22 protein-coding genes and 1 pseudogene are annotated in these 23,249 nt (G+C 69.1%); 11 read left to right on the top strand and 12 right to left on the bottom strand.

Annotated features, from left to right (window positions below; genetic code table 11):
- Positions 1-122: 122 nt before the first annotated feature.
- A complete protein-coding gene (locus OHA40_RS09165) occupies positions 123-671 on the bottom strand; it encodes an Rv3235 family protein (RefSeq protein WP_330232631.1) in 549 nt (182 codons plus the stop codon).
- 188 nt (positions 672-859) lie between these two features.
- Between OHA40_RS09165 and OHA40_RS09170 the strand changes: the two genes are divergently transcribed.
- The 4 genes from OHA40_RS09170 (at position 860) to OHA40_RS09185 (ending at position 4,524) form a co-directional block, all read left to right on the top strand.
- Positions 860-2,107: an alpha/beta hydrolase gene (locus OHA40_RS09170; protein WP_330232632.1), complete on the top strand. Its 1,248-nt coding sequence runs from the start codon at positions 860-862 to the stop codon at positions 2,105-2,107.
- A 102-nt stretch (positions 2,108-2,209) separates the two neighbouring features.
- Positions 2,210-3,304, top strand: a complete 1,095-nt coding sequence (locus tag OHA40_RS09175) for an LLM class flavin-dependent oxidoreductase (protein WP_330232633.1) — start codon at positions 2,210-2,212, stop codon at positions 3,302-3,304.
- Positions 3,301-3,906 (top strand): FMN reductase, encoded by a 606-nt coding sequence (locus OHA40_RS09180; protein ID WP_330232634.1) that lies wholly within the window; start codon positions 3,301-3,303, stop codon positions 3,904-3,906. Before OHA40_RS09175 ends, OHA40_RS09180 begins: the two co-directional genes overlap by 4 nt.
- Before the next feature lie 69 nt (positions 3,907-3,975).
- Complete coding sequence (locus OHA40_RS09185) at positions 3,976-4,524, top strand: YceI family protein (protein WP_330232635.1); 549 nt, start codon at positions 3,976-3,978, stop codon at positions 4,522-4,524.
- A gap of 46 nt (positions 4,525-4,570) precedes the next feature.
- On the opposite strand, the gene OHA40_RS09190 is transcribed toward OHA40_RS09185, so the two are convergent.
- The 3 genes from OHA40_RS09190 to OHA40_RS09200 form a co-directional block, all read right to left on the bottom strand.
- Positions 4,571-5,410 (bottom strand): DUF72 domain-containing protein, encoded by an 840-nt coding sequence (locus OHA40_RS09190; protein WP_330232636.1) that lies wholly within the window; start codon positions 5,408-5,410, stop codon positions 4,571-4,573.
- A 241-nt stretch (positions 5,411-5,651) separates the two neighbouring features.
- Positions 5,652-7,166, bottom strand: coding sequence for a glycerol kinase GlpK (glpK, locus tag OHA40_RS09195; RefSeq protein WP_330232637.1), 1,515 nt, complete (start codon positions 7,164-7,166; stop codon positions 5,652-5,654).
- A 48-nt stretch (positions 7,167-7,214) separates the two neighbouring features.
- Positions 7,215-7,979, bottom strand: a complete 765-nt coding sequence (locus tag OHA40_RS09200) for an IclR family transcriptional regulator (RefSeq protein ID WP_330232638.1) — start codon at positions 7,977-7,979, stop codon at positions 7,215-7,217.
- Positions 7,980-8,239: 260 nt separating this feature from the next.
- Here OHA40_RS09200 and OHA40_RS09205 point away from each other — a divergent pair, with 260 nt between their 5' ends.
- The 3 genes from OHA40_RS09205 to glpD are packed head-to-tail and all read left to right on the top strand — an operon-like array spanning position 8,240 to position 12,347.
- Positions 8,240-9,055 carry an MIP/aquaporin family protein gene (locus tag OHA40_RS09205; protein WP_330232639.1) on the top strand — a complete coding sequence of 272 codons (816 nt, stop codon included), beginning with the start codon at positions 8,240-8,242 and terminating at the stop codon, positions 9,053-9,055.
- 37 nt (positions 9,056-9,092) lie between these two features.
- Positions 9,093-10,613: a glycerol kinase GlpK gene (gene glpK / locus OHA40_RS09210; RefSeq protein WP_330232640.1), complete on the top strand. Its 1,521-nt coding sequence runs from the start codon at positions 9,093-9,095 to the stop codon at positions 10,611-10,613.
- Positions 10,614-10,664: 51 nt separating this feature from the next.
- Positions 10,665-12,347 (top strand): glycerol-3-phosphate dehydrogenase, encoded by a 1,683-nt coding sequence (glpD, locus tag OHA40_RS09215; RefSeq protein WP_330232641.1) that lies wholly within the window; start codon positions 10,665-10,667, stop codon positions 12,345-12,347.
- 43 nt (positions 12,348-12,390) lie between these two features.
- Here the strand turns inward: glpD and OHA40_RS09220 are convergent, their stop codons facing one another.
- Entirely contained in the window at positions 12,391-12,555 is a 165-nt protein-coding gene (locus tag OHA40_RS09220; RefSeq protein ID WP_330232642.1) for a hypothetical protein, read from the bottom strand.
- A gap of 149 nt (positions 12,556-12,704) precedes the next feature.
- Here OHA40_RS09220 and OHA40_RS09225 point away from each other — a divergent pair, with 149 nt between their 5' ends.
- Positions 12,705-13,379 (top strand): class I SAM-dependent methyltransferase, encoded by a 675-nt coding sequence (locus tag OHA40_RS09225; RefSeq protein WP_330232643.1) that lies wholly within the window; start codon positions 12,705-12,707, stop codon positions 13,377-13,379.
- 451 nt (positions 13,380-13,830) lie between these two features.
- Here the strand turns inward: OHA40_RS09225 and OHA40_RS09230 are convergent, their stop codons facing one another.
- Positions 13,831-14,301 (bottom strand): winged helix-turn-helix transcriptional regulator, encoded by a 471-nt coding sequence (locus tag OHA40_RS09230; protein ID WP_330232644.1) that lies wholly within the window; start codon positions 14,299-14,301, stop codon positions 13,831-13,833.
- Between the two features lie 105 nt (positions 14,302-14,406).
- On the opposite strand from OHA40_RS09230, the gene OHA40_RS09235 reads away from it, so the two are divergent.
- Entirely contained in the window at positions 14,407-15,660 is a 1,254-nt protein-coding gene (locus OHA40_RS09235; RefSeq protein ID WP_330232645.1) for a cytochrome P450, read from the top strand.
- Between the two features lie 140 nt (positions 15,661-15,800).
- Here the strand turns inward: OHA40_RS09235 and OHA40_RS09240 are convergent, their stop codons facing one another.
- The 3 genes and pseudogenes from OHA40_RS09240 to OHA40_RS09250 all read right to left on the bottom strand — a co-directional run.
- Entirely contained in the window at positions 15,801-16,454 is a 654-nt protein-coding gene (locus OHA40_RS09240) for an SDR family NAD(P)-dependent oxidoreductase (RefSeq protein WP_330232646.1), read from the bottom strand.
- Positions 16,455-16,511: 57 nt separating this feature from the next.
- A complete protein-coding gene (locus tag OHA40_RS09245; RefSeq protein ID WP_330234104.1) occupies positions 16,512-16,964 on the bottom strand; it encodes an SRPBCC family protein in 453 nt (150 codons plus the stop codon).
- A gap of 516 nt (positions 16,965-17,480) precedes the next feature.
- Positions 17,481-18,194 (bottom strand): annotated as a pseudogene (locus tag OHA40_RS09250) (FUSC family protein); the annotation flags it as partial.
- A 577-nt stretch (positions 18,195-18,771) separates the two neighbouring features.
- Between OHA40_RS09250 and OHA40_RS09255 the strand changes: the two are divergent.
- Positions 18,772-20,208, top strand: coding sequence for an amidase (locus OHA40_RS09255; protein WP_330232647.1), 1,437 nt, complete (start codon positions 18,772-18,774; stop codon positions 20,206-20,208).
- Positions 20,209-20,251: 43 nt separating this feature from the next.
- A complete protein-coding gene (locus OHA40_RS09260; RefSeq protein ID WP_330232648.1) occupies positions 20,252-21,061 on the top strand; it encodes a class I SAM-dependent methyltransferase in 810 nt (269 codons plus the stop codon).
- Between the two features lies 1 nt (position 21,062).
- On the opposite strand, the gene OHA40_RS09265 is transcribed toward OHA40_RS09260, so the two are convergent.
- From OHA40_RS09265 to crcB (OHA40_RS09275), 3 genes are all read right to left on the bottom strand, one after another.
- Positions 21,063-22,076 carry a cation diffusion facilitator family transporter gene (locus OHA40_RS09265; protein WP_330232649.1) on the bottom strand — a complete coding sequence of 338 codons (1,014 nt, stop codon included), beginning with the start codon at positions 22,074-22,076 and terminating at the stop codon, positions 21,063-21,065.
- Positions 22,077-22,263: 187 nt separating this feature from the next.
- Positions 22,264-22,632 (bottom strand): fluoride efflux transporter CrcB, encoded by a 369-nt coding sequence (gene crcB, locus OHA40_RS09270; protein WP_330232650.1) that lies wholly within the window; start codon positions 22,630-22,632, stop codon positions 22,264-22,266.
- 67 nt (positions 22,633-22,699) lie between these two features.
- Positions 22,700-23,182, bottom strand: coding sequence for a fluoride efflux transporter CrcB (gene crcB, locus OHA40_RS09275; RefSeq protein ID WP_330232651.1), 483 nt, complete (start codon positions 23,180-23,182; stop codon positions 22,700-22,702).
- Positions 23,183-23,249: the final 67 nt, after the last annotated feature.

A 23,249-nucleotide genomic window follows, 5' to 3' on the forward strand; every position in this document is an offset into this window, starting at 1 on the left:
TAGCCGGCTACCTCACCGTGGAGGTGGGGCGGGTCGACGAGTTCGATCAGCCACGACCGGCGCGTCCCCGCGGCTCGAAGTGCATGTGACGCCGCCGAGGCCGCCATACCTCCGCGAGGCGATCACCGGATGCGCAAAGCGGTCAGCCGCCAGCCCGCCGACCGGGTGCGGACGATGCGGGCCGCCAGCGCGAAACGCCTGGCGCCGCGGGCGTATGCGGCGTAGACCTCGGCGGTCTTGGCATCCACGAGCGCCACGCTCACCCGGATCGGCACCGCGGCGCCGAGGGCGCGGCCCGGCACCAAGTCGGCGGCGATCAGGGTGCGCATGGCGGCGATGACCGTGGCGTCGGCGACCACGGCCAGCTGCGCCACCGGTCTCCTGCGGTCGAGCACCTCCAGCACGATCCGCACTGCCGACTCGGCGGAACGGCGTGCTGCGGAGCGTATTTCGGCGTCGCTCGACGTTCCCTGCGAATGGCTCCGGCGCAGCGCGCTGCGCACTCCCGCGCTCGGCCGCCCGGACGCGGCGAGGTGGGTCCGCGGTCGGCACGGTAGTGCCCGCGCCGCCGCGGGATCGCGCGCCATCTGGTCGGCCTCGCCGCGGCGACGACTGTCCAGCGGCGGCTCCGGATTCGGAGCGGGCGTCAACCAATCGCGATATCCAGTCATCGAATCCCCTTCGAAACCGCTGTGTCCGAGAACCTGTGACGACCGATTCTGCGGACCCGCCACGGGAAGTCGTGCGTAGTCGCCTACCCCATTGCGAGCCGGACGCCTCGCCAGCGGGAAGCGGCGCAGCACCGCGGCGGACCTATGTTGGAGTCGTCACGAACCGATACGAAAGCGGAGACCCTCGAATGACCGACGAGCGAGCAACGGACGTGGCCGCACCCGGAAGGTCCGAGGGCCCGCGGCGCGTCGGCCGGATCGGGTTGCTGACGCTCGCGGCGGCGCTCGCCGCGTACCTCGCGCTCAGCCAGCTGCTCGTCGTCGTGCCGGTCGCGTGGGTCATGCCGTTGCTGCGCAACGCGATCACTCAGTCCGCCGTACTCTTGCTCGGCGCGGTGCGCGACGCGATGGGCTCGTGGAACGTGGTATCGGCGGTGGTCGCGGCCGGACTTTCGCTGGTAGCGCTCCGCTCGAACGCAGGCCATCGGCGGGCTGCTGGAGCGGTTGCGGTGGTGGCCGCCGTCGGACTCGTCCTGTCCGTCGCGACCAGCGCGGCACTGGTATGCGCGGCGCGAGACGCCGCGGGCGCCTGGATCCCGTTCGCCCCGGCCGTCCCGTTCAGCACCACCGGCGACGCGCCCGACGAGACCGTCACCTACGCGACCGTCGACGGGCAACCGATCCAAGCGGATCTGTACCTGCCCACGCCCGGGTCCGCCCCGGCGCCGCTGGTGGTCAGCATCCACGGCGGCGCGTTCGTCGGGGGCAGCCGGGGCACGAACGCCTACACGACGTGGCTGGCCGACAACGGGTATGCCGTCCTCGATGTGGACTACCGGCTTTCCGGCGTCGCCGACCACCGCTGGAACACCGCGGACGCCGACGTCGCCTGCGCACTGACCTGGGCCGCGACGAACGCACAGCGATACAACTTGGACCTGCACCGCCTCGCCGCGTTCGGCAACTCCGCGGGCGGCAACCTCGCGATCAACGTGGCGAACAAGATCAACGCCGGTGTCCTGCGACCCAGCTGCGGCAGCGCAGCCGAGCTGCCCCGGGTCGGCGCGGTGATCGCGCTGTACCCGGCGGTGGACCTCACCGCCTTCGGCACCGAGACCGCGGTCGGGGCCGATGCGGCCCGGCAGTACCTCGGCGGAACGCCCGAGCAGCACCCCGATCGGTACGCCGCGACCGACTCCGCGCCGCACATCACCGGCAAATCGCCACCGACGCTGCTGATCCAGGGCGCGAACGACCACCTCGTGCTCGCCGAGCACACCGCGGCCTATGCCGCCGCGCTCGATGCCGCGGGCATCCCCCAGCGCTATGTCGAGCTCCCTTTCCTCGACCACGCCTTCGGCACCACCGAACTCGACACCGGAGCCCAGGTCACCCGCCACCTCACCCGCACCTGGCTGGAGGAATACCTGCCGTAGCCGAGGCCACACCGCCGCTTCGGGAATAGCCCGGCACCGATGGCCGTTGCATTGGTTGCCATATCCACCAAATTGGGTCAGACTGAGCACGAAGGAGGCGTCGTGCAGTTCGGAATTTTCACGGTCGGTGATGTGACGGCCGACCCGACCACCGGGCGGATGCCGAGTGAGCACGAGCGCATCACGGCGATGGTGACGATCGCACAGAAGGCGGAAGAGGTCGGGCTGGACGTCTTCGCCACCGGCGAGCACCACAACCCGCCGTTCGTGCCGTCGTCGCCGACGACGATGCTCGGCTATATCGCGGCGCGGACCAAGCGGATCCAGCTCTCCACGGCGACCACGCTGATCACCACCAACGATCCGGTGAAGATCGCCGAGGACTTCGCCATGCTGCAGCATCTGGCCGAGGGCCGCGTCGACCTGATGCTGGGCCGCGGCAACACCGGACCGGTCTACCCCTGGTTCGGCAAGGACATCCGCGACGGCATCCCGCTGGCGATCGAGAACTACCACCTACTGCACCGGCTCTGGCGCGAGGACGTGGTCGACTGGGAAGGCAAGTTCCGCACGCCGCTGCAGTCGTTCACCTCGACGCCGCGCCCACTGGACGGCGTGCCGCCGTTCGTCTGGCACGGCTCGATCCGCAGCCCCGAGATCGCCGAGCAGGCTGCCTACTACGGCGACGGATTCTTCGCCAACAACATCTTCTGGCCGAAAGAGCACTTCCAGCGGCTTATCTCGCTCTACCGGCGGCGCTACGAGCACTATGGGCACGGCTCGGCCGACCAGGCGATCGTCGGCCTGGGCGGGCAGGTGTTCATGCGCAAGAACTCCCAGGACGCGGTGCGCGAGTTCCGGCCCTATTTCGACAACGCGCCGGTCTACGGACACGGCCCCTCGCTGGAGGAGTTCACCGAGCAGACCCCGCTCACCGTCGGCAGCCCGCAAGAAGTCATCGACAAGACGCTCACCTTCCGCGAGTCGTTCGGCGACTACCAGCGGCAGCTGTTCCTGATGGACCACGCGGGTCTTCCGCTGAAAACCGTTCTGGAGCAACTGGATCTGCTCGGCGAGGAAGTCGTACCGGTGTTGCGCAAGGAATTCGACGCCATGCGCCCCGCGCACGTTCCGGACGCGCCGACACACGCAGGCCTGGTCGCCGCCCGCGGCGCCACGCTGGAGGCGACCCGATGACCCGCATCGCCGTCGTCTCGGCGGGACTGTCCCTTCCATCGTCGACGCGGCTGCTCGCCGATCGGCTCGCCACGGCCACCGCCAAGGTGCTGGCGAACTCCGGCGTCGAGGCGACGTTCGACGTCGTCGAGGTGCGCAACCAGGCCCGCGATCTGGCCGACAACCTGGTGACCGGATTCGCGGGGAGCGGATTGCGCGAAACGATCGACACCGTGGTCACCGCCGACGGCCTGATCGCCGTCACACCGATCTTCAACGCCTCCTACAGCGGCCTTTTCAAGACGTTCTTCGACGTGCTGGAGCCGGATTCGCTGACCGGTATGCCGGTGCTGCTCGGTGCGACCGGCGGCTCCGCGCGCCATTCGCTGGCCTTGGAGCACGCGCTGCGTCCGATGTTCAGCCACCTGCGCGCGGTGGCCGCGCCTACCTCGGTGTACGCGGCGTCCGAGGACTGGGCATCCGCCGACACGGACGGATTGAGTGCCCGAATCGACCGCGCGGCAACGGAATTCGCCGCCATGCTGAGCAACACGCCGCCCCCGCGTGCCACCGATCCCTACGACGACCCGGTACCGTTCGCGCAGCTGCTCGACACGAACTGACTTTCGCGAATTCCCGCTGATCCACCCTCTGTCCACATAGTTTAAATCTCAATCAGATAGGAGAACATCATGGCCTCCGGAACCACCAACGCCCTGACCGCGGGCACCTGGGCTATCGATCCCACCCACTCCACACTCGGCTTCTCGGTACGCCACCTGATGGTCAGCAAGGTGCGCGGCCGCTTCACCGACTTCTCCGGCAAGCTGGTCATCGCCGAGGACGGCGGCGCATCGGCCGAGGCGGAGATCAGGGTCGACTCGGTCACCACCGACAACGAGCAGCGCGACGCCCACCTGCGCACCGCGGACTTCTTCCAGGCCGAACAGTTCCCGGTGGCCACCTTCAAGTCCACCGGATTCCGGGTCAACGGCGACGATTTCGTGGTGGACGGTGATTTCACCATTCGCGGCGTCACCAAGCCGGTGTCGCTCGACGTGGAGTTCCTCGGCGTGAACCCCGGCATGGGCCACGGACCGGTCGCAGGCTTCGAGGCCAAGACCGTGATCAATCGCCGCGACTTCGGCATCACCATCGACATGCCGCTGCCCGACGGCGGCGCGGTGATCGGTGACAAGATCACGCTCACGCTCGCGATCGAGGTCGGCCTGCAGTCCTGAACAGCCGGACGTTCCCGCGATCACCGTGCGGGAACGTCCTTCTCGATCAGAACAGCGTCATCGGCCCGGCGGGCACGGGCTCGGGCAGCGGGTCGAGCTCCGGCAGGCGCGCACGGACCTCGTCGTGAAAACGGCGAGCCAGCTCCAGCGCGCCCGCGTTGTCCGGCGTGTGCAGGAACACCGTCGGCGACCGCCCTTCGCGCAACCATTCGGCGACCGTGCCGACCCACGGTCGCCAGCCCGCGACCGTCCGCTCGACATCGTCGCGGCCGTGATAGCGGACGATCGGGTTTTCCGTCAGCGCGCGCATCCTGCGCGGCACCCGCGGCTTCTTCGCCGCCGCTTCCAGCTCCGCCGCGCTGGTGGCCGGACCGTCGAAAAGCACGGTGGTGTCGAACGGTACCCATTCGGCGCCGACGCGCGACAGCACGTATTCGAGCTGGAGCGCGGCCTGCTCGTCGGCGAAGAACGCGGGATGGCGCACCTCGACCGCGGTCCGGTAGGCACGGGGTAGCACGCGCAGGAATCCGGCGAGCGCACCGAGGTCGGCCGGACCGAACGAGCCGGGCAGTTGCACCCACAGTGCATGGATGCGTTCCCCGAGCGGCGCCATAGCGCCGAGGAACGACCGCAACTCCTCCTCGACGCCGGACAACCTGCGCTCGTGCGTGATCGGTCTGGGCAGCTTGAGCACGAACCGGAACTCCGGATCGCACTGGCTCGCCCACGATTCCACCGTGCGCCGCGACGGCGTGGCATAGAACGTCGTGTTGCCTTCCACCGCGTTGCACCACGTGGCGTACCAGCGCAACCGCTCCCCCGGCGCGAGCTGCCGTTCCTGCCATGCCGCGTGCGTCCACATCGCACATCCCACATGAAGCCGCATGACTGCGACGCTAGCGCTCCTCCGCCTCTCCGGGTCTTCAGGCCGTTCTAGCCGGGTAACGCGCGATTTGCGTTCAGGTCCTGCTCCCCCGCCTCTCCGGGACTTCAGGCCGTACCAATCGGGTGACGCGGGATTCACGTTCAGGTCCTGCGTTGGGTGCTGCTCGAGTTCTGGGCGTACCCAGTGAGTGACCCATGTGCTCACGAAATAAGTTGTTCGGTACGCCAGGCGCGATGTGCGGTTACCGAGTTCGCGGTTTCGATCGCACCCAGCCGAAGGTCAGTTCGACCGCGCGATTCCATTTCTCGTACTCGTCCTCGCGATGCGCCGGGTCCATGCGCGGAATCCATTGGGCGGCGAGGCGCCAATTATTGCGCAGTCCTTCCAGATCCGGCCAGTAGCCGACGGCGAGGCCGGCGGCATACGCCGCGCCGAGCGAGACGGTTTCGGCGACGAACGGACGCAGGACCGGGAGGTCGAGCACGTCGGCCACGATCTGCATGAGCAGGTTGTTCGACGTCATGCCGCCGTCCACGCGCAGGGCCTCGGCCTGCAGACCGGAGTCGGCGTTCATCGCCTCGACCACGTCACGGGTCTGCCACGCGGTGGCCTCCAGTACGGCGCGGGCGATGTGCCCCTTGGTGATGTAGGAGGTCAGTCCGGCGATCAGGCCGCGGGCGTCGCTGCGCCAATGCGGCGCGTAGAGCCCGGAGAACGCGGGCACCACGTAGCAGCCGCCGTTGTCGTCGACGGTGCGCGCGAGGGTTTCGATCTCCGGTGCGCTGGTGACCAGGCCGATGTTGTCCCGCACCCACTGCACGAGCGAGCCGGTGACCGCGATCGGTCCCTCCAACGCGTACACCGGCTCGGGGCCGATCTGGTAGCCGATCGTGGTGAGCAGGCCGTGTTCGGACCGCACCAGCTCGCGTCCGGTGTTCATCATGAGGAATCCGCCGGTGCCGTAGGTGCACTTGGTCTCCCCACGCGCGAAACAGGTTTGGCCGAACAGCGCGGCGTGCTGGTCGCCGAGCGCGGCGGCGATCGGGATGCCGGGTACCACCCTGCGGCTGACGCCGTAGGACGCGGTGGAGCGCTGGATGCGCGGCAGCATCGCGGCGGGAATGCCGAAGAAGGCCAGCAGTTCGTCGTCCCAGGTGAGTGTGCTGAGGTTCATCAAAAGGGTCCGGCTGGCATTGGTGACATCGGTGAGGTGCAGCCCGCCGTCGACCCCGCCGGTGAGATTCCAGATCAGCCAGGTCTCCATGGTGCCGAACAGCACCTCGCCCCGTTCGGCGCGCTCGCGCAGACCCGGGACGGCGTCCAGCATCCACCGCAGACGCGGCGCCGCGAAATACGTCGCCAGCGGCAGACCGCACAGCTCGCGGATCCGGTCCGCGCCCGGTCGTTCCCGCAGCTCCTCGACCAACTCCTCGGTCCGCACGTCCTGCCAGACGATGGCCCGCCCGATCGGCATCCCGGTGCGCCGGTCCCACACCACCGTGGTCTCGCGCTGATTGGCGATGCCGAGCGCGACTATCTGGTTCGCCGCGACGCCGGAATCCCGCATCGCCTGTGGCACGATCCGCTCGACGTTGCGCCAGATCTCCATCGCGTCCTGCTCGGCCCATCCCGGCCGCGGGTGGTGCTGCTGGTGCGGGCGCTGCCCGACGCCGACCAGGCGGGCGCGCTGATCGAACAGGATGCAGCGAGTGGAGGTGGTGCCCTGGTCGATGGACAGCACGTAACGTTGTGTCATCGTCGGCACCCCCCGGCCGGAGTCCGCCTGTCATCGGGCTGCCGGAACTCAGTGCGCCGCATCGAGATCCCGCGAGACCGCCCGTGCGGCGTCGAGGACGTGATCGACCAGCGCTCGCCGGTGCCGCAACTGTGCGTCGCACAGCCGATCCACCCGGCCGGTGATGCCGATAGCGCCGACCACGAGACCACCGGGCGCTCGGATCGGCGCCGCGATACCCGCTTCGCCCGTCCGGAATTCCTCGGTGTCGCCCGCCCAACCGGCCTGTCGCACACCGGCCAGCGCCCTGGCGAGCGCGGCCCGGTCGACGAGGGTGCGGTGCGTGAGCGGGGCCAGTTCGCCACCGCGTACCGAGGCGGCCAGGTCGGTGTCGTAGGCGAGCAGGACCTTGCCCAGGGCAGTGGCGTGTGGCGGCAGGAGTTCGCCGAGCTCGAGCGCCTGTTCGGTGAAGTCCGGCCGGAACACGTGGTGGACCACGACCACCGCGCCGTCCACCGGTGCGCCGATGCGCACAGACTCGCCCGTGCGCGCCGCCAACGCGTCGGCCCAGTTGATCGCCCGTGAGCGCAGCTCGTTGGCGTCGAGATAGCTGCTGCCCAGCCGTAGGACCGCCGCGCCGAGCTGGTATTTGCCGGTCGCCGGGTCCTGCTCGACGAAACCGACGCCCTGCAACGTGCGCAGGATGCCGTGCGCAGTCGGCTTGGGCAGATCGAGCGCGCCCGCGATGTCGCCGACGCCGAGACGCCCGGAACCCCGGGCCAGCAACCGCAGTACGGCCGCAGCCCGCTCGATCGATTGGATCGGACCCGGCATATCGGGAAACCTATCCGGAAGGTCGCGATTCGACAATGTCGAATGATCGGTGATACCTGGGCCACATCATTGAAACCCAGTGTGAGCTGCGCCATACATCCTCCTAGCCGGTCGGACGGTAGTGGCGCCACCCGTCGGCAACCAGCCGACCCGTTCGACATTGTCGAATGCGGCCTATATCCGCGGTCGGAATCCGCCCGTAACTTCCGTTTCACGCACGGTCGCGCCCGCGACCTGCGGGGCGAAACGGAGGCTCAACGATGAACTTCGGCTCAATCTTCCTCAGCGAAGCACTCGGTACGGGAGTACTGCTGCTGCTCGGGGTCGGTGTGGTCGCGAACGTACTGCTGGCCAAGTCCAAAGGATTGGACGGCGGCTGGCTACTGATCAACGTGGGTTGGGGGTTCGCGGTGCTAGCCGGCGTTTACGTCGCCTACAAGACCGGCGGCCACCTCAACCCGGCGGTCACCATCGGCATCCTGTTCAGCGGCGCCGAGGAGTACGCCTCCGGCATCGCCATCTCGGGCGCCAGCACGCTCGCTTATCTGAGCGGCCAGCTCGTCGGCGCTTTCCTCGGCGCGACCGTTGCCTACCTGGCCTACAAGCGCCACTTCGACGAGGAGACCGACGAGGAGAAGAAGCTCGCGGTGTTCGCCACCGGCCCCGCGATCCGTGCCTTCCGCTGGAACTTCGCCACCGAGGTCATCGGCACGTTCACCCTCGTCCTGGTGATCCTCGCGTTCGGCCACACCCCGAGCGGGCTCGGTCCGGCCGCTGCGGCACTGCTGGTCGTCGGCATCGGCGCCTCGCTCGGCGGCCCGACCGGATACGCCATCAACCCGGCTCGCGATCTCGGTCCGCGCATCGCGCACGCACTGTTGCCGATCAGCAAGCCCGTGCCGGCCGATGCAGAGCTGGTGCCGGTAGGCGTAGGCGCCCGCTCGTCGGCCGAGTCGCCCGAAGTCAGCACCGAACCGCGCGGGAAGAACTCCGACTGGGGGTATGCCTGGGTGCCGGTGCTCGGCCCGCTGGTCGGCGGCGCGCTGGCCGGTCTCGCTGCCCAGTTCCTGTTCTGAACCGTCTCTCCGCTAGCAGATTCTCGAAAGGACCGCAATGACCAAGTTCGTCGGCGCGATCGATCAAGGCACCACGAGCACCCGCTTCATGGTGTTCGACCACAGCGGCAACGAAATTGCCCGCCACCAGCTCGAGCACGAGCAGATCCTGCCGCGCCCGGGGTGGGTGGAGCACAACCCGACCGAGATCTGGGAGCGCACCCGCGCGGTCATCCAGAGCACGCTCACCAAGGCGAATCTGGTCGCGGGCGATCTGGCCGCGGTCGGCGTCACCAACCAGCGCGAGACCACGGTGGTGTGGAATCGCAAGACCGGGCGGCCGTACTGCAACGCCATCGTGTGGCAGGACACCCGCACCGACCGCATCGCCGCCGAGCTGGAGCGGGCCGGGCACGGCGAGACCATCCGGCGCAAGGCGGGCCTGCCGCCCGCCACCTACTTCTCCGGCGGGAAGCTGCGCTGGATCCTGGACAATGTCCCGGGTGTGGCCGAGGACGCCGAGCGTGGCGACGCGCTCTTCGGTACCACCGACACCTGGTTGCTGTGGCAGCTCACCGGTGGCGTGGACGGCGGTGTACACGTCACCGATCCGACCAACGCCAGTCGCACCATGCTGATGAGCCTGGAGACGTTGGACTGGGACGACGAACTGCTGTCCATCTTCGGTGTTCCGCGCGCGATGCTGCCCACCATCGCACCCTCGGCCAACCCGGAGCTGTTCGGCACCACCCGCGCCGACGGTCCGTTCGGCGGCGCGGTTCCGCTGTCGGGTGTGCTCGGCGACCAGCAGGCGGCCACGGTGGGGCAGGTCTGCTTCCGCCCCGGCGAAGCCAAGAACACCTATGGCACCGGCAACTTCCTACTGCTCAACACCGGAACCGAGATCGTGCGGTCACAGCACGGACTGCTCACCACGGTCGCCTACCAGCTGGGCTCGGACAAGCCGGTGTACGCGCTGGAGGGTTCGATCGCGGTGACCGGCTCGGCAGTGCAGTGGCTGCGTGATCAGCTGGGCATCATCTCCGGTGCGGCACAGAGCGAATCGCTGGCCCGGCAGGCCGAGGACAACGGCGGGGTGTATTTCGTCCCGGCGTTCTCGGGACTGTTCGCGCCGTACTGGCGCTCGGACGCCCGCGGCGCGATCGTCGGCCTGTCCCGCTACAGCACCAACGCCCATCTCGCGCGGGCGACGCTGGAATCGATCTGCTACCAGACCCGCGACGTGGTCGAGGCCATGCAGGCCGACTCCGGCGTGCAGTTGGACACGCTGCGCGTGGACGGCGGCGTCACCGCGAACGAGCTGTGCATGCAGTTGCAGGCCGACTTCCTCGGTGTGCCGGTGTCGCGTCCGGTGGTCGCCGAAACCACCGCGCTGGGCGCCGCCTACGCGGCCGGGCTTGCGGTCGGCTTCTGGAACGACACCGACGAACTCGAACAGAACTGGAACGAAGCCAAACGCTGGCATCCGACCTGGTCGGCGGAGCAGCGCGAGCGCGGCTACGCGCGCTGGAAGAAGGCCGTCGCCCGCACCCTCGATTGGATCGACGTCGACGAATGAGGGGCGACGTCGGCCTATCCGAATAACACCGAAACAAGGAGAGATACCGCTGTGTCCGCACGATTGGACTCCCAGTACCGCGCCCGCGCGGTGAACTCACTCGGCGACACCGAGATCGACGTGCTCGTCATCGGCGGCGGCGTGGTCGGCGCGGGCGCCGCCCTCGACGCCGCCTCCCGCGGCCTGACCGTGACCCTGGTGGAGGCCAGGGACTTCGCGGCGGGCACCTCCAGCCGCTCCAGCAAGCTCATCCACGGCGGCCTGCGCTACCTGGAGCAGCTCGACTTCTGGCTGGTGCGCGAGGCATTGAAAGAGCGCGGGCTGCTGCTGCGCCGCCTCGCGCCGCATCTGGTGCGCCCCGTGTCGTTCCTGCTGCCGTTGCAGCACCGGGTGTGGGAGCGCGCCTACATCGGAGCGGGTGTCGCGCTCTACGACACCATCGGCGGCGCCCGCGCGCTGCCGATGCACCGGCACCTGTCCCGCACGCGGGCGCTGGAGCTGGCGCCCGCACTGCGCGCGGACGCGTTGACCGGCGCGATCCGGTACTTCGACGCACAGGTCGACGATGCCCGCCACACCATGATGATCGCCCGCACCGCGGCCCAGCACGGCGCGACCGTGCTCACCCGCACCAAGGTGACCGGGTTGCTGCGCGACGGCGAGCGCGTCGTCGGCGCGGAGGTCACCGATCTGGAGACCGGCCAGGTGCACGCTGTGCGGGCGCGCCGGGTGATCAGCGCGACCGGTGTGTGGACCGACGAGATGAACCGGATGACCGGTGTCGATTTCCCGTTCCACGTCCGCATGTCCAAGGGCGTGCACATCCTGGTGCCGCGCCACCGCCTGAACCTGGACACGGGTTTGATCATGCGCACCGAGAAGAGCGTGCTGTTCGTCATCCCGTGGCACGCGCACTGGATCATCGGCACCACGGACACGGATTGGTCGCTGGACAAGGACCATCCGGCCGCCAGCAACGCCGACGTCCAGTACCTGCTCGACCACGTCAACGGGGTGTTGCGCGACCCGCTCACCCGCGAGGACATCGTCGGCACCTACGCGGGGCTGCGCCCGCTGCTGTCCGGTGCGTCGTCCGACACCGCGACGCTCTCGCGGGAGCACGCGGTCGCCGAACCGGCCCCAGGGTTGTTCGTGATCGCGGGCGGCAAATACACCACCTACCGGGTGATGGCGGCCGACGTCGTGGACGCGGCGGTGGCGGGCTTCGGCCGGGCGGTCGCTCCGTCGGTGACCGAGCACCTGCCGATCCTCGGCGCGGTGGGTTACCAGGAACTCGCCGCCGACCTGGACAGCCTCGCCCAGCGCGCGGGCCTGCCGAGGGCGACGGTCGAGCGCCTGCTCGGCCGCTACGGTTCGGCGATCGCCGACCTGTTCGAACTGATCGAACGCGAGCCCGAATTGGGCAAGCCACTGACCGGCGCACCGGACTACCTCGCCGCCGAGGCGGCGTACGCGGTGACCCACGAGGGCGCGCTGCACCTTGACGACGTGCTCACCCGCCGCACCCGGATCTCCATCGAGGCGGCCGACCGCGGACTGGCCGCAAGCCCGGAGGTGGCCTGGCTGATCGGCGGCCATCTGGGTTGGGACGCCGCCACCACCGAGCGCGAGATCAGTCGCTACCGCGACCGGGTGCACGCCGAGCTGGCCGCCAACCAGGCGGCCGACGACCAATCCGCCAACGCGGCTCGGCTGGTCGCCGCCATCGCCTGAGCCCGGGCGTGGCACGGTTCCCAGCGACCGTGCCACGCCGTGCTCACCGGTCCATGCCGCCGTGCCCGCGCGGCGTCGATTCGTCGGTCTCCAGCTGTTCGTCGGTCGGATGCTCGTCGGCGTGCGTCGGTTTGGTGTGCTCGTCGGCGAAATCCGCATCCTGCTGCATCGACTCCGCGGTGGTTGGATCGATATTCGGTGTGCTCATACCGGGCGCGTACCCGGTCACGGGTTGGCGACGCAGGTCGGCGCGGCACCCGGTGGCCGTAGGCAGGTCCGACGGAATGGGCCCGCCGCTCGGCGCCGCATCATTTCCGATCTTGACCTCGAGCGGGGTAGAGGATGGACCATGGAGTGATGACTCGTCCCGCTGATTTCTGGAACGCCGTTTACGACAACGACACCGCCCCCTGGGTGATCGGCGAGCCGCAGCCCGCCATCGTCGAGCTCGAACGCGAGGGGTGGATCAGCGGACGTGTGCTCGATCCCGGTTGTGGTGCGGGCGAGCACACGATTCTGCTGACCGAACTCGGGTACAACGTGCGCGGGATCGACATGTCGCCCAGCGCGGTGGCGTATGCGCGCGCCAATGCCGTCACACAGGGCGTGCCGACCGCTGCGTTCGAGGTGGCCGACGCGCTCACGCTGAGCGACCGGCCGGATTTCGCCGGTGACCCACCCGGCTCTGCCCCCGCATTCGACACCATCGTCGACAGCGCGCTGTTCCACGTCTTCGGAACCGAGGACGAGGCGCGCGCCGCGTACGTCCGCAGTTTGCACGCGGTCTGCAAGCCGGGCGGCACGGTCCATGTCCTCGCGCTCTCCGATGCCGAGCCAGGGTTCGGGCCACGGATCAGCGACACGCTGATCCGGGATTCCTTCGGCGACGGCTGGACGATCGAGGACCTGCGTCCGGCTCGGTATCGAGGACGGGTCACCGAAGCGGTGACCCAGGAGGCGGCTCAGCTGGATGTCGCGGAGTCCGGACAGGTCGACGTCGCCGCATGGCTGGCCAGGATCCGCCGCCTGTAGCGCGGGTCGATCAGGCCGCCGCCGTCGGTCGGCCGCGCCGCTGGTGGTCGACCGAGCACAAGTGCCGGGTCAGCACCGCGGCATCGGGCCCGAAGACCGTGCTGGCGGCGTGGCGGGGCGATGACCGGTAACTGACATCCGACGGCGGAGATCCGCGCCGCGGTGGTCGCACGTACGCCACCGGGCGACCCGCTGATCGGTCTTGCCGACACCCGGCGCCTGCACTAGCCTCCTGCACTCGCGAGACCACTCGGTCTCCCATCTTGCGACGTACCCACGGCGGCACGGCGTGGGACCCGCGTTCATGATCGGAGCCGATTCAATGGCGATGCTGCTGTATTACGTCCTCCTGCCGTTCTATCTGGCCGAGGCCTTCTTTCGCATGCTGGACTGAGCGCGGATCGATTCCAGCGCACCGCAGGCGGTTCCGCTCCGGCGGCGTACACCCCGGCTAACCGGCCTGTTCGGCGCCCGGCGGTTGGTGGAAGCCGGGGCCCGCCTTGGGTTCGACGTCGCGCGGGTCGAGTTGTTCGCGGCAGTGGTCGCAGACCAGCACTGGTGAGGTCTCGTGCCCGCAGATGCGGTGCTCCAGGACGATCGGGCGGCCTTCCGGCCCGACCAGATGGTTGTCGCCCCAGACCATCATGGCCATCACGATGGGATAGAGCTCACGGCCCGCGGTGGTGAGGTGGTAGTCGACGCGTCCGCCGCCGTGATCGGTGCGGGTGAAGATGCCCGCCTCGATCAGCATGCGCAGACGGCTGGTGAGCAGGTTGCGGTTGGTGATGCCGATGTTGCGGGCGAAATCGCTGAAGCGGTGCACCCCGAAGAACGCCTCGGCGATGAGCAGGATGGTCCACCGGTCGCCGAGCAGTTCGACGACGCGAGTGACCGAATCGTCGACCGGGCGCCGGAGTGTCATGGCGACATCTTCGCATCCCGACCCAGTATTGCATTCCTACCGACGGTATCTGAATAATACCGTTAAGCCCGGCGCCGACTCCGGGCCGGACAGCTGGGAGTGTCGATGACGACCACCAACCACCCGACCGACGACTACGTGCGGCTGCTCGACCCGGCGGTGCGGCCGGACCCGTACCCCCTCCTCGCGCGGCTGCGCGAATCCGGTCCGTTCCGGATCGGCACCGCACCCGTGGTCGTGCTGGCCCGCTATGACGACTGCGCCGCCATGCTGCGCGATCCGCGGGCGAGCGTCGACCGGTCGCTGGCCAGACTGCAACTCGGTTCGATGCCGATCTACGACGGAACGCGCGAAGACGGTGCGGCACAGGCGAAACCCTCGTTCCTGTTCCTCGACCCGCCCGACCACACCCGCCTGCGCCGACTGGTGTCGAAGGCGTTCACCCCGCGCGTCGTGCGGCGACTGGAGCCGCGGATCACCGAGATCGTCGACGATCTGCTCGATCAACGCGCACACGCGGGGACATTCGACGTCGTCGACCACTTGGCCTACCCGCTTCCGGTGACGGTGATCTGCGAACTGCTCGGCGTGCCGTTGGAAGACGAAGCGCGGCTGAGCAATTGGTCCGCGCTGCTGTCCCGCACCCTCGACCCGACCTCCCGCGCGGCCCCTCAGTTCCGCGCCGACCCAGCCGAGATTCAGTGCGCCGGAACCGAATTGCACGCCTACTTCGAGGAACTCACCGAGCGCCGCCGCCACGCGCCCGGCCCCGATCTGCTGTCGGAACTCATCGCGGCCGAGGACGCCGGTGACGTGCTCACCCACGCGGAACTGATCTCGACGTGCGCGCTGCTGCTGGTCGCGGGACATGAGACCACGGTCAATCTGATCGCCAACGCGACCCTCGCCTTGCTGCGCAGGCCGGACGAACTCACCGCACTGCGCGCGGACCCGGACCGGGCGGCGGGCGTGGTCGAGGAGACGCTGCGCTTCGACCCGCCGGTTCAGCTGATTCCGCGTATCGCCGCCGATGACCTGACCATCGGCGGCATGAACATCCAGGGCGGCGATCTGGTGGTGCTCCTGATCGCCGCCGCACACCGCGATCCAGCGGTATTCGGCGACCCCGACCGATTCGACCCGGCACGCGACAACCGCCACCTGGCCTTCGGACTCGGGGCCCACTTCTGCGTCGGCGCTCCGCTGGCCCGCTTGGAGGCGCGAATCGCGCTGACCCGTTTCGCACAACGCGTCGAATCCACAGCACTGCCCACGCACCCGCCGCGCTACCGGGAACACGTCAATCTGCGTGGGCCAGCGCAACTGCCGATCGAATTCGCGGCGATCCGGCCGCGATAGCCGCGACCGGCGTTGACCCGGTTCGCACCACGGGTCGACTCACTCTCGCTGCCCGCCGAGCCGCCGCACTACCGGGAACACGTCATCTGTGTGGGCGCACCTGCCTGATCCAGCTGGCGGGCGTCCCAGGTGGACGGGATTCAGCCGTCGTAGGAGACGTGCGGCGTCCATGCGTCAGCGGGGCGGGTAGCCGCCGCATGCAACGCCGCGGCGACCCGGTCCCGGGTGAACGCCCCCTCGCCGAGCACGCCGTTGATCTGCACCGCGACAGCGCGGATGCCCGCGGGCGCCAGTGTGGTGTCGAGGCTGGTCACCAGGTTGCGCACCGCCGCCTTCTGGACGCCGAGCGAGGCGGCCTGATGCCCCGGCTTGTCGGCGGCCGCGCTCCCGGTGACCAGCACGCGGGCGCCGTCGGACAGGAAGGGGCGCGCGGCTCGGACGGCAGGTAGCAGTGCCGCGGCGCCGACGGTGAAGTCCTCGATCAGCTCGGGAACCGACAACTGCAGCGGATCGGCCTGGCGGAAGATGCTCGGATTGAAGTGCAGCACGTCGATGCGGCCATGGCGTTCGCCCACCCCGGTGACCACCCGGCCCACGTCGGCGGGATCGGTCAGGTCCACCCCGACGCCTTCCGCGTCGAATCCCTGCCCGCGCAACTGCTCCGCCAGCGGTTCGGCCTCGTCGTCGAAGCGGCAGGCCAGCACCGTGGCGAAGCCGTCATCGGCGAACAAGCGGGCAACCGACAGCCCGATGCCGGGACCGGCACCGAGTACGAGGAACACAGGAGCACTCATGGTTATCGAGCCTAGGTGCGCCACCTGAGCCACGCCGGACGGCTTTGTGCGAGGAGGCTATTCGACGACGGCCTTGATCCGGTTCAGTGTCTCGCGCATGCCCTCGACGTTCGTCTTGCCGCGCGTCCATCCGGCCACCAGCCAGTACAGCCGCAGCGCCGGGTTGTCGTGCAACTGGAACGACTCGGTCACGTCGGTGCCGCCGTCCACCGGCTCGAGAACGTAGCGCCAGGTGATGACCGGCATGCCGCGCGGGCCGAGCACGGTGAACGCGAACTCGCGACCGGGCTCGCAGGTGACGATCCGGCACACGGTCCAATACCTCAGGCCCCAGCCATTGCGGTTGACGTGCCCGCGGAACTTCACCCCCACCGCGGGGCCGGTGGCGCCACCGAGCCACTCCGCGGCGAACGTCTCGGGACTGAACCGCCCGGTGTTCTCGATATCGCTGACCAGCTCCCAGATCTTCTCGGCCGGTGCAGCCATCCGGACCGTCACGCTGTCGTGCATGCGCCGAACTCTAATGGGCGCTGTCGGACGTAGTCCGTCCTCAGCCCGCGCACGGCCGGAGCGAAGGCGGAGGTACCGCCTAGCGGGCAACCGGTTCGCCGCGCCCGGCTCGAGCCGGGCCGCTTCCAGGCGGTCTGCCCACCCGTCCACGTCGGGGAGCCGCTCGCCCGGCTGCAGTACCCAGCAGGCGGCGAGCAGGTCATGACCGAAATGCGCGAGGACGGCATGCTCCGGCCAGTGTCCACGGGTCCATTCGGGGTCGTCGGTCGCCGAGTCGATACCGCTGCGGACCACCCCGACCAACTCGAATTGCAACCGCTGGACCAGCACCCACGCCGCGGTGTCCATCGGCTTGCGGCGCAGCCTGTCGAGCAGGGTGCGTGCGTCGGCGAGCGCGCGACGTTCCATCCACTGGAAAGTGCGCCTATGCCCGTGCGGCACGACGCAGTACAGCGCGAACACCGCCACCGCGACACCGAGCACGGTCTCCACCAACCGATCCCGCAGCACCGGCCCGATCGGCCCGTCCGTGGTGGCGACCCCGCTCGCGATCAGCGCGACCGGGGTGATGAAGACGACGGCCAGCGCGTAGTTGCGCGAAACGAACAGCTCGATGCCGAACTGCAGTGCGGCGATCAGCACGATCAGGGCGTATCCGGTCGGCGCGAGTTGGTAGATCAGCGCGAACAGTCCGAGGCCGACGAGGGTGCCGACGAAACGATGGATGGCCCGCACCTGCCCGCGCACCTGATCGGGCCCGGTCTGCAACATGATCAGCGCACTGAGCACCGCCCAGTGCGGTCGCTCCAGACCGAGCCATGCACTCAGCGCGCCTGCGCCCAGACAGCCCGCCGCGACGCGCATCGCGCTGATCGCCGCATGCGAGGAGAAGGACAAGGAACGCCGCAGCCGGAAGCCGACGCTCGGACGGGCGAACGAGACCAACGGGTCGACCAGCAGGTCATCGGTGTTGCCGGCGGGAGCGTGCCCGGCGAGCCGGTGCCGCGCACGCTGCAGGGCGGTCAGCAGCTTCGCTTCCCCAGGGTCGCTCGGCAAGCCGCCGTCGTAGACCGCGGCCCACGCGTCGGCCATCGCGTCGCCCGCCCGGTGGCGCAGATCGATAGCGGATCCGCCCGCCTCCCGCGCCGCGACATACGCGTCGACCGCGCGCACCGCGGCCTCGACCGCCATGCGTTCGGGTTTGCGGTGATCACGCAACACGCCGGCCATCGAAACGACGATCGACGCGAGCACACCGCACGCCGTGCAGGTCAACAGTGTCACCAGCGACGTGCCCGACTCCACGGCTTTCACTGCGCCCGCGCAGACCAGCGCGAAAAACAGCGCGCCCGGCGGCCCGAGCCGCAGCGCGTCGATCACGAAAACGGCCGACACCGCGATCGCCGACACCACGACCACCACGACCAGCGAAGCGGCGAATCCGGTGGTGAGCAGTCCGCCGACCAGCCCACCCAGGCCACACGCGGCGAGCAGCGCCAGACCGGCCGCCAGCACCACCCGGCCGCGCAGCCGGAACGGCCGTCCCTCGCCGTAGAGCGCAGCGAAGGCGCCGAAGAGGACGAACACCGCCGCGTCGGGGCGGCCGAGACCGGTGACGAGCGCGCCTGGCACGGCGAACGCCACCGCGGCGCGCAGCGCTGGGCTCCACCGTCTGCCGACAGCTGGCAGGGCGAACAGCTGCGGGCCGACACGCGCCTTGGGTGGTAGCGGATCGGGCTGTGTCGCGGGCACCTGCGGTCCTTTCTCATCTGGACGTACTGCCTGGTGCACACACTAGATTCGGTACATGACCGCCGACGCTCATATTCCGCTACCCACGCGCGTCCACGCCTTCGGCGATGACGCGCTCGGCGATCACGATGCGATCGCCCTCGCCGCACTGGTGCGCGACGGAGCGGTCTCGCCAGGCGAACTCGCGGCCGCCGCGGCGGCCCGCGCCCAGCAGGTCGAGCAGCTGGCCGCGGTCGCCTACCCCAGCTACACGAAACCGCTGCTTGCTGCCCAGCGGACCGGCGCCTTGCATGGCGTGCCCACTTTCGTGAAAGACAACACCGACGTCGCGGGCATGCCGACCAATCAGGGCACCGCGGCCTTCCGCGCCCTGCCCGCCCGGGCGCACAGCGGCTACACCCGGCAGTTCCTCAGCACAGGCATGACCGTCCTCGGTAAGAGCGCCATGCCCGAGTTCGGCTTCAACGCCAGCAACGAGCCTCCGCACGGCCCGCCCACGCGCAATCCGTGGCACACCGGGTTTTCGGTGGGCGGGTCGTCCGGCGGGGCTGCCGCACTGGTGGCGGCGGGCGTCGTCCCGATCGCGCATGGCAACGACGGTGGCGGGTCGATCCGCATCCCGGCCGCTTGCGCCGGATTGGTCGGTTTGAAGCCGAGCCGCGGACGGCATGTCGTGTCCGGACTGGCTCGCACGTTGCCGATCGATATCATCAGCGAGGGAGTGCTGACCAGAACGGTGCGCGACACGGCGGCGTACGTCGCGGCGGCCGAACGCTATTGGCGCAACCCCGCGCTGCGGCCGATCGGCCATGTCGAGGGACCCACAACCCGGCGGATGCGGATCGCACTTGTGCTCGACAACATCGCGGGACCGCTCGCGGCCGGTCCGACCCGGGATGCGGTCGAAAAGGTCGCCCGGACCCTCGAATCCGGCGGACATTCGGTCGAGGTGGTGCCGCTGCCGTTCGACGTGGCGATCGAAAATGCCTTCCTGCACTACTGGGGGCTGCTCGCGGCGGCGATCACCACGACCGGAAAGCTGCTCGATCGCCGCTTCGATGCGCGCCGCGTAGACGACCTCACCGTCGGCTTGCGCGGCCTGTTCCTGCGCCGAGCCCTGCACGCGCCGCTGACGCTCTACCGGTTACGCGCGGCGGCCACCACCTACGAACGGGCGCTCGGGCCCTACGACGCGGTGCTGCTTCCAGCGCTCGGCCACACGACCCCGGAACTCGGTTATCTCAGCCCGACGGTGCCGTTCGACGAACTGATCGACCGGCTGCGCGCCTACGTCTGTTTCACCCCGATCAACAACATCACCGGAACGCCCGCCATCACGGTTCCGGCGGGCCTCACCGCGGCCGGGCTCCCCGTCGGCGTCCAGTTCGCGGCCACCCGCGGCAATGAACGCACCCTGTTGGAGCTGGCCTACCTGGTGGAGTCCGAGCAGCCGTTCCCTCGTCTGGATCGTTTTCCAGATAAATTAGGTTAGGCTAAATTTAGAAGAAGCGTTCACGGCCGGAGAGGACGAAATCATGGGCACGAACGTCGAATTGGCGGGAGTCCCGGAGACCATGCTGTGGACGCTCTACAACCGGGCGTCGGAAGCGAAACGAGCGGACGGCATCCTGCGCGACCCGGACTGCGTCCGGATCTTCGACGCGCTCGACTACGACTACGAGCGGGCGTTCGGCGCTCCCGACGGCACGCATGCGGTGCGGTCGCTGCGGTTCGACCAAGCGCTGCGCCCATGGCTGGCGGCGCACCCCGGCGGGACCGTCGTCGAACTCGCCTCCGGGTTGGAGACCCAGTTCCAGCGGTGCGACGACGGACAAGTGCACTGGTTGTGCGTAGACGTCCCCGAAGGCATCGCGCTGCGGGAACGGTTCCTGCCACCGAGCGCGCGCTGTCGCCACCTTCCGATCAGCGCACTCGACCTGGCCTGGCTGGACGAAGTCGACGCCGACCGCGGCGTCTTCATCACGGCGCAGGGGCTGTTCATGTACTTCGAACCCAGCGAGGTGCGGCGGCTGTGCGCCACGATCTTCGACCGACTGCCCGGCGTCGAGCTGATGTTCGACGTCATCCCGCCGTGGTTCTCCCAGAAGACCATGCAGGGCTTTCGCAAAACGCCGCACTACACCGCTCCCCCGATGCCGTGGGGCATCCGGCGCAGCCGGGTCGCGCGACTCCTGCGTGAGTGGAGCCCGCGGGTGGCCGAGGTGAACGTGTCATCCTACGGACCTTCCCGGGGGCCGCTCGCGGTGAGTCTGCCGCTGTTCGAACGTCTTCCGGTGCTGCGCGATATTCCGCCCGCCATAGTCCACGCGCGTGGCGCGCAGTAGGTCAGGGCGCGCTGATCCGCGCCGCGGACGACGGGCGGTCGCGGTGCACCGGTCCGTGGGCATCGTCGCAGTGGCCGTCCAGCACCGGGAGGAGGCGCTGCGCGTCCGCTGCCGCAGAGGCGGTGACGCCGTGACTGTGATCGACCTGCAACGTGGTGTGGGTGATGCCGTAGTCGTGGTCGAGCAACCGCTCGATCCGCTGGCGCAGCCCGTGGCAGTCGGCGCCCGGGCGGACCAGCACATGCGCCGACAGCGCGATGTCACCGGAGGTGATCTGCCAGACGTGCAGGTCGTGCACCTCGTCGACCCTCTCGATGTCCACCAGCCTGCGCCCGAGCACGTCCGGATCGACACCGGCGGGGGCCGCCTCCAGGAAGATCCGGCTGGATTCGCGCACCAGGCCGAGCCCCGCCTTGACCATCAGCGCCACCACGACCAGCGTGGCGATCGCGTCCGCCCTGGCGAATCCGGTGGTCAGCACGACGAGGCCGGCCACAGCGGTGGCGATGAATCCGTACAGGTCGTTGAGCACGTGCTGGAAGGCTCCCTCGACGTTGAGGCTCGACCGGTTGGCCTTGCTGATCGCCCAGGTGGCCGCGATATTGACCGCGACACCCGCCAACGCGGTCACCAGCACGAGTCCGCCGGTGACCTCCGGCGGCTCCAGCAGCCGCCGCACGGCTTCATAGCTGAGCCAGCCCGCCAGCACGAGCAGCGTGACACCATTGGCCTGCGCCGAAAGGATCTCGGCGCGCTTGTAGCCGTAGGTGTATTTGCCCTTCGCGGGACGGGCGGCGAGCCGGATGGCGGCGAGCGCGAGAACGATGGCCGCCGCGTCGGTGAGCATGTGCGCCGCGTCGGACAGCAGCGCCAGCGAGTTCGCCAGCACACCGATCACAACCTCTACCGCCATGAATCCGGCGATCAGAGCGAGCGCGACGGTCAGCCACCTGCGGTCGGCGTTACCGGACACCCCGTGTCCGTGGGCGTGACCATGCCCGTGCTCGTGTCCCATCGACCCAACCCCTCTCGCGTCACTGAAATGTATGCGCATAACTGCATCTGTTCGGTAGCTTAACTCACCGTGACCGGCTCGCGGTGGACAGACACAGTGAGCTGGATCACGTCGCAAAATGCCGCCACGCCGCCGTCCTCGACGACCGTGGCGCGAGCGGCCGCACGCCTGCGCCGCTATGGCATCGTCAGCCGAGCATGGCATGCACCACGGCATACGCGGACATGGCGGCGGCCAACCCGGCAATCACGCTGACCACGACGTTCATCGCCGCGTAGAAATAGGCGCCGCGCTCGGCCAGCCGCACGGTTTCGTAACTGAAGGTGCTGTAGGTCGTCAGCGCCCCGCAGAATCCGGTGCCGAGCCAGGCGAACAGCGGCGTCGCCAGCGCGGTCCCCGCGCCGCTGAGCCCGCCGAGCACGAGACAACCGATCAGGTTGACCAGGAACGTTCCCCATGGGAACAGGCTGTCGCGGCGATCCTGCACCGCCCGGTCGATGAGGTAGCGCAGCGGCGCCCCTAACGCGCCGCCCAAGACGACGAGCAGCACGTTCACGCTGTCCCCTCCGCGGCATGGCCGGACTCTCGGTCGCTACCCGAGCTACCGCGCAGCGTTCCGACGCTCATGCCGACCGCACCCGCGCGCGGCGCCGGCGCTCGTAGCCGGCCCGGGTGAACCACATCGCGGCAGCCGTGGCAAACAGAGCACAGATCACTGTGCCCGTCGTGTAAGCGAACGCGACAGCGAGCGTGCCGGGCCGAAGCAGAGCGCGGATCTCGTTGGCATAGGTGGAGAAGGTGGTGAATCCGCCGAGGACACCCACGCCGAGGAACGGGCGCAGCAGCCGATGCGCCGCCCATATCTCGGTGACCGCCACCATGAGCACGCCGATCAGAAAGCAACCGCTGACATTGGTGAGGAAGGTGGCCCACGGGAATCGACCGGAATGGACCGGCAGCCACTGTGCGATTCCATAACGAGCCAGCGCACCGAGCGCGCCGCCCGCGGCGACGACCAGCAGCGCAGTGCCGTGCATGCCCCAGAGTTCGCGCCATCGGGTGCGACGCGCACGGGTCTCGATCGGGTGCTCGGTCAGTTCAGGCACACAGGTCTCCTATACGCACGATGCGGCGCTGTTCGGAGTAGGACTGTCGGCGGGCGGAATGCCGCGG

This window comes from Nocardia sp. NBC_00508, from assembly GCF_036346875.1.
Lineage (GTDB): Bacteria > Actinomycetota > Actinomycetes > Mycobacteriales > Mycobacteriaceae > Nocardia.